Here is a 7,280-nt window from a genome sequence, read left to right on the forward strand (position 1 = left end):
TCTCACTCAATATAATCACTCCTGATGTTTCCCCCTAACATGTCATTAGGGTTATTTTCTATCAAAAGTGGCTCAGTTTTCAATTGCTATGGTGGCTCACTTTTAAGTTACCATATACACGCGGGCAAAAAATAGTCATTTTTCATATTACTTGGTTTTCTCCAAGGATTCTATTCAGGAGACTGAAAGTTATTCACCTGAACCAAGTCCATTTTACGAGCCAGAATTGAAGCAGGTTAGGAACTTTCCCTTTGATAATTTGCAAAAAAGATGCAAACTTTATAGGGAGTCAATTTCAGGGGAATACTGGCTTTACCATAACGAAATGTTTGGCTTGATGACCAACCTGATAAATGTGGAGGGTGGCAAATCTAAGATAGTTGATATCATTAACTCCCGGAAGAAATATCTGACCAAAAAAGAAGAATGGTCACTAATGATGAATCAAATTAAGAAAATGAATTATGTGCCAACAAGGTGCGATACTTACTGTCCATTTGCGAATGAGTGCATTCACGCCTCCAATATGATTGAGCAAGGAAAGTTGCCGAGAGGAAGCGTACAAGTATTACAAGAACCACATTTTCAAGAGGTTGATGAAGTTTATAAAAAGTTAGAAAAGGTTTTTGGTGACATTCTAAAGAGTGATCAACAAGGTGTATATGTAGTAAAAGCCCCAACTGGAATTGGTAAAACAGAAGCAATTGTGAACTTTGCAGAAGAGTATAATTTTAGTATCGCTTTTCCTACACATAAATTGAAACAAGAGGTTTCCATGCGCTTAAAAGACAAAAATATTAAGCATATAAAAGTTCCAGAATTACCTTTACTTGAGGAACCATTTTCGGAAAAAATTGAACACCTATACAATATTGGTGCATACAGGACAGTAAATAAATTTTTAAGACAGATTTCCAATGAAAATGAGGATGTATCTGATTTTCTCCAAGACTTGGAGAAAGTGAAATCCTCTAAAAAAGAATTGCTGCTTACCACACATCAACGTGCGATTTTTACAAATGATGATTCAAATTCAACTATTATATTCGACGAGGATCCAATACCCAATCTTTTTCCAATATCTCAAATGAAGGTGTCCGATTTAGTATTTGCATTTTCAAAATTGCAGGATAACGAAGTGAACAAAGATGTTATTACAACTTTGCAAAACATGATAATGAATGCTCCATTGGATATTGTCCAAGAAAGGTCATCTTTTTTGCTACCATCTGTTAAAGACCTCGAACAGACAATTGTAGAGGAAAAAACCATTAGATCCAATGTATTAGGATTTCTAAATTGCGATTATTTTCTTATGAAGAGAATTCACAATGTTGACTACATATATTTTATTCAAAGGAACCAATTACCTCCGGCTAAAAAGACTATTATTCTGAGCGCCACTATAAATGAAAGTATATCTAAATTGGTATTCGGTGATAAAGTAACATTTATTGATTTAGGCCTTGTTAAGCCAACAGGGAGTATCCTGCAAGTAACATCTAAAAGTTTTAGTAGATTTACGATCAAAGAAAACCAACAAGAAATGAAGTGTTTAGCAGAAAACCTTATGAAAATTTATAACCCTGATAGTGAAATTATTACATATAAAGATTTCTACCATAATGGAAAAAAGGAAGAAATATATTTTGGTAACACAGAGGGAATTGATGACTTAAAAGGGGAGAATATTACTGTGATTGGAACTCCTCATCTGAATCCGATTGCATATCTTTTAATAAGTGTGGCTCTAGGGTACCGCATGGGTCTAGAGGAAAGTAGAATGGAGTATATCCCAGTAGAAAGGAATGGGCTGCGTTTCTATTTTACTACATATAGTAATGATATTTTGTTAAAAGAAGTTCAATTCTATCTTGTGGAAAGCCAATTGCTGCAGGCAATTGGACGAGCAAGGGTCAATAGGGTTCCAGCCAAAGTACTTATTCTTAGTAATTTACCAGTTGTTGGAGCCGAGTACATATCATTTTCGCAAAAGGAATTAATGGAACTAATGAAATAAGGAAATTGAATGAAGTCAGCTATCATAGGCTGGCTATTTTAATGATTATAAAAGGTGAATTTTCATTATAACTATTAGTTCCATTAATAATCATTAAAACAGTTAGTAACTATTAGTAATGTTTAAAATGGTTATGAATGGTTACTAATCGTTCATTTATTTCATTTTTTTCAGGTTCAATCATTTTTTTCACTTAAGTTCGTATCATGGAAATAGTTTTTACTATCATCTTATATATTAAAAAAAAGAAGAAATTACAAGATGCCCGAAAAAAATCAACATTTATTTTTAAATGGCTCAAATAGTCCCAAATCGGGAAAAATGACATATTTTGAGCCTTTTAGATAAGTGTCTGTTGATGACAATTTATTGATGGTTAAAGCTGCTACTTCTACAGTGTGATGTCGCAGATTAAACGATATAAACACCATAAAATAAAAGAAATTATGATTAATAGTTAATAGGACGAAAAACAAATAAGGAAACAGTGTTGATTTATGTAATTTTCAATCATTTTTAATATATTATTCTTCGATTTATTGGTTAAATAGAGTTATAGTTTTAGTTAAGATGACGAGGAGGGTTACCATGAAAACACCATACGATTTCTACAAAAGTCTATATCCTGAGCAATTTTCTGATTCAAAGAGCATAACTAAAATTGATTTGAATAAGGAAATGTTTGATTACTATTTGGAAACTTTGACAAGTAGAAGTCAAGAAAAGGAATTTGAAAACTTTTGTAGGAAAATAGCGGAAAAAGAGATTTGTCCAAATTTAATCATTCAAACAGGTCCTACTGGTGGAGGAGACAGTAAAGTAGATACTGAAACCTATCCGGTTTCGGATGACATTGCCTTATCTTGGTACAGCGGGGTTGGACGAGAGGCCTCTAAAGAAAGATGGGCTTTTGCCATTAGTGCAAAGAAAGATTGGAAGAGTAAAGTAAAATCTGATGTTAAGAAAATTGTAGAAACGGGAAGGGGTTATAGTGTTATTTACTTTATGAGTAACCAGTTTATTTCTGATAAAAAAAGAGCAGTTACTGAGGATGAGTTAAGGGAAAAATATGAAGTTAATATCAGAATACTTGATAAAATGTGGTTACTCGAAAAAGTATTTAGTGGTAAGCATGAAAAAATTGCAGTTGAGAGTTTTAATATCTCAGATAGATTTAGAGAAACTGATGAAGTAGGAAGTAGGGATTATGCGAAAAGAAAGAGACTAGAAGAAGTTGAAGAACAGATAAAAGAAGATATTGAAAATGGAAATTATCACATACTTTCAGAAAAGGCTCTGGAAACTGCGATAATTAGCAGAGAATTGGAACTTCCAAATATAGAAACATCTGGGCGATTTGAAAGAGCACAGAATATAACTAATGAGTATGGTACACATGTACAGAAAAAAGAATGTTTTTATCAATGGGCGTGGACTATGTATTGGTGGTACATGGACTTTGATGATTTTTACTTGAGATATTGTAATTTTGAATCTCTAGTTGTTGGAGGTTCTAATGTTTTTGACCTAGAAAGATTAACCAATCTTTGGATGAATTTATTCTCAATTGCGAAAGATGGGAAATATAATTATAATTTTGAAGAACATACTACAGTCTTACAGAAAGAATATCAAAGAATTATATCAGATGTTACTAGACCCAATGCAGCAATACAAGCAAAGGCAAATTACATAAATGTTAAATTATTTATGGGTGGAGATATAGATCAAATAGTAGATGAATTTATAGAAGTTCTAGAAAAAGGGAAAGAATCATTAGATTTCAATTTCCTAACTATAAAGAGAATAGTTACGGAACTCCCTATATATCAAGAAGCGAAAAATTATGATACACTTTTTGAACATCTAGTTTCAATAAGTGTCAAAAGAAAATCAGAAATTGAAGCAGCAAGGTTGTTAATAATCCGAAGTGAACAACTAATGAAAGATAAACCATACACTGCTATTCGTTATTTGGGAAGAGCGATAGTGAAAATAGTTAAGGACGAAAGCAAAAAAGAATTAACACGGGCTTTCTTATTAATGGGGCAATTGTTTGAGAGTGTAGATTTAAATTGGGCAGCGCGTGGTTATTATTTAAATGCATTTCACCTTTCTATTAATGAGTATTTTAACTTGGGTCAAGTGAATCCGGCACTAATTGGAAGTCTAAATAGCATTAAGTTTATAGAGTTGAAATTAGGAAGATTAATTCACTCAACTGAGTTTTACAAGTTAGAACAAATTGCAATTAATCTGTACTTATCAAATAATCCAGAAAGTGAATTGAAAGACATTGTAGGACAAGAATACAATTATGATTTCATTTTGGGTATACAAATATTTAGGACAGATTTTAATGATTTAAATACACTTTCATTTTTTCCGAATTATTTAGAGGAGTGGGGATTAGAATTTTCATCTATAGCTATAAAATATTGTCTAGGCCATGTAGATGAAGAATTTAGTAAATCTTTCGATAATAATACGGAAGCGATAGAAGATTTTATAACTAAGTGGTACAATCAACCGGCCAGATTACAATTGGTGGGACAACCATGGTATGGTACCCAAAATAGTTATTGGTTAAGCAGTAAGATTATCGGCTGTAAAATAAATATTATCTCTGATATTCAATTTCCGTGTATTGAAATTGGTGAGAGTTTACTAGGATCTATAGAAGGTTTTCTCTCCACAGGAACAGTGGATAAAATACATTCATTTATTCCAGAAATCAAAATAAACATTAAGTTTATAGAACATGATGAGTTTACATTAGAAATAAATAAGGATAAAGATAGTATTAAGCCAGTATTTTTCATAACTTGTTCAAGTTATCCGGAAGTAAATACGCCTGAAGTTCAGGTCAAAGTAAAAGAATTTATTAAGGATGTAACAATTCAATTAATGGTTGAAATGGTTAATCTTAATTCATTTGATAATGCAGTTAAGGAAATGCTTGAGCAAGACAGTGCCTTAGACAGAGCAATCAATTTTACAGGTAGTTCATCAATAGTATTTGAATATTTTAGTAAAAAAACACCTACGGTCACTAATGTAGTTGAAAAGAATGGCTCGGAATTTGCATTAGAAAGAAAGCAACCTATATATATAGTAGATACTCTTATAAATGATGAAAAAGAAGAGAATAACGATTCAATGGATATTAAATATGAGAAACCATCTGAAGAAGAATTTAACATAGAAAATACTAAACAGTCCGATATAGAAACTTTAGATATTATCAATATACCTTTATGGGATAAATCCAAATGGAAGGGTGTTTACTTTACTGGAGAATCTACGCCTTTACCGGTGTTCTCACCAATGTTTTCTTATGGTAAAGCTGGTAAAGAAATATTTAGAGAATGGATTGAGAAAGTAGGAAATATTGATACAGAGAACAATATTAGGGTTGGCATAGTAAAAGGGGTGAATAGAAATAAGCCATATGATTATAGGGTTGTATTTACCGCTAATGAAAATTTAATAAGAAAGAATAATATTACTTCTAATAATTTAATAATGAGTCCAGCACGTATTATAACAATGGAACCTAGTAATCATGTCAATTTAAATATGTTTATTGAAGCATATAAAAAAGTTGGGAAGTATATCATGTTTCCTAGTTCGATTAATGAAAATAAAACTTTATCTATGAATAAAGAATTAAATATTTTAAAGAGCGAAATTGAAATAAAAAATGCGTGGGAGATAGATGAGGGTAGTTATCTTTCACTTGCAATATTACCAACCGATGAACCTGTAATTCCAGCAGTAGTAAAAGATGCGCCAGTATTAAAGGTTATTGACAGAATAAAAAGGTTTCAAAGATAATTCTCAATGATTTATGTCTGAATAATATGAAAGGAGTAGTTGCTTGAAATTTATTTAGGTTTATTCATTTGTTTTAATACTAGCAAGTACCTTCAAAAATTTTTATTATATGATTTAAAACAAATACGTTAAATGAAATGAAACGAATCAAATCAATAATATTCAATAATGAATCTTGAACATGGGAGGGTTTAACATGCAAGGAGCCCCTTTAACGGATGAAATTGCTATATCACTTTCGCAATTAATAGACGATTCACAGGCAACAAATAGAAGAGACCCAAGTCATTCAGATCTGGATTTCATAGTACAGAAGGCAGAGCTGTGGGATGTAGATCCTAAGAATCAAGGTCGGAATGTTGGAAAAGCGAAAAGGATAAGGGCAGTTCTTTATTGGGCATTAGAGAACGATATAAAAAAAGGAGAGAAACTTGTAAAAAGTGTTGTCTCAGTAGTAAAGGCTTCTGGAGGATTTAGAGAGAATTCCGTAAATTATACTGGACGTGAGCAGATAGAAAATTTGATGCAAGCTTTTAAATCTACTGGTTACATTTTGACGATAGATGGAGAGATTCAACCAGTGATTTTGGATAGCCTTTCTGAGAAAGAAATGAGCGAGGCCCTGCATACCTATATTCGTCGTGCCAAACAAGGCATTGAAGATGCAGCCTTAGTAGCTGGAACAGGGAAAGACTTAATGGAAGCAGTAGCCGCTTATATAGTACTCAAAAAGATGGGAAGTTACCCAACGCAAGCCAACTTTCCTACCCTGCTTGGACAAGCGTTTATGATGGTTGGGGCGGCTACCCCACATGACAAAATAGACAATAATTTATCTGAACCCGCCATAAAAAGATTTGAAAGAGCCCTATATGAACTTGCATGTTCAATAAATAAATTGAGAAATAAAGAGGGAACAGGACATGGTAGGCCATTCTTATCAAACTTAACTAAGGAAGAGGCACTTTCTGCTATAGAAAGTATTGGTTTGGTTGCAGAATATCTATTAAATAAATTGGAGTTAAATAATTAAATAGTGTTTATATGGCAATTAATTGATGTATGTTTCGGCAGTATGTTTATTAATCATTTTGATGCAGGATCTTTTAAGATAAGAGTTTTTTTGGATAGAGGATCTAAGTTTAATTATTTCCGATAAACTATACAGGATTTTGAGATAGCGAAAGTATTAGAATATGTAATTCCTAGCAAACCTAAAGGTATCAAGGGTAGCAATTTACTTAGTCAATAAGAAATGGAATAACCGGATTGAATCATTCAATGGGAGTCAGGATAATAAAGGGGTTTGTCAAATAAAGTGTGTAAATTAAAACTTACTCAAGATACTTTAAAACCCGTTCTTTTAGATTATCATGAAGGAGTAGTTGGTTCATAACCATTGCCCAGTTTTGGAAATGGCCAC

General features: G+C 32.3%; 3 protein-coding genes. All 3 read left to right on the top strand.

Annotated features, from left to right (window positions below; translation table 11 throughout):
* The first annotated feature begins 436 nt into the window (after window positions 1–436).
* The 3 genes from D8M05_RS19665 to D8M05_RS19675 all read left to right on the top strand — a co-directional run bounded on the left by D8M05_RS19665 (window position 437) and on the right by D8M05_RS19675 (window position 6,890).
* Window positions 437–2,020 (top strand): hypothetical protein, encoded by a 1,584-nt coding sequence (locus D8M05_RS19665; protein WP_183072873.1) that lies wholly within the window; start codon window positions 437–439, stop codon window positions 2,018–2,020.
* Window positions 2,021–2,608: 588 nt separating this feature from the next.
* Window positions 2,609–5,857: a hypothetical protein gene (locus D8M05_RS19670; RefSeq protein ID WP_121134773.1), complete on the top strand. Its 3,249-nt coding sequence runs from the start codon at window positions 2,609–2,611 to the stop codon at window positions 5,855–5,857.
* A 196-nt stretch (window positions 5,858–6,053) separates the two neighbouring features.
* Window positions 6,054–6,890, top strand: coding sequence for an abortive infection family protein (locus D8M05_RS19675; protein ID WP_121134775.1), 837 nt, complete (start codon window positions 6,054–6,056; stop codon window positions 6,888–6,890).
* The last annotated feature ends 390 nt before the right edge of the window (window positions 6,891–7,280 follow it).

The sequence above is a fragment of the Oceanobacillus bengalensis genome, assembly GCF_003628445.1.
Taxonomy (GTDB): Bacteria; Bacillota; Bacilli; order Bacillales; family Amphibacillaceae; genus Oceanobacillus; species Oceanobacillus bengalensis.

Coding starts and splice junctions, on each gene's coding strand:
- D8M05_RS19670 (WP_121134773.1), top strand. CDS start 2,609: ATGAAAACACCATACGATTTCTACAAAAGTCTATATCCTGAGCAATTT.
- D8M05_RS19665 (WP_183072873.1), top strand. CDS start 437: ATGATGAATCAAATTAAGAAAATGAATTATGTGCCAACAAGGTGCGAT.
- D8M05_RS19675 (WP_121134775.1), top strand. CDS start 6,054: ATGCAAGGAGCCCCTTTAACGGATGAAATTGCTATATCACTTTCGCAA.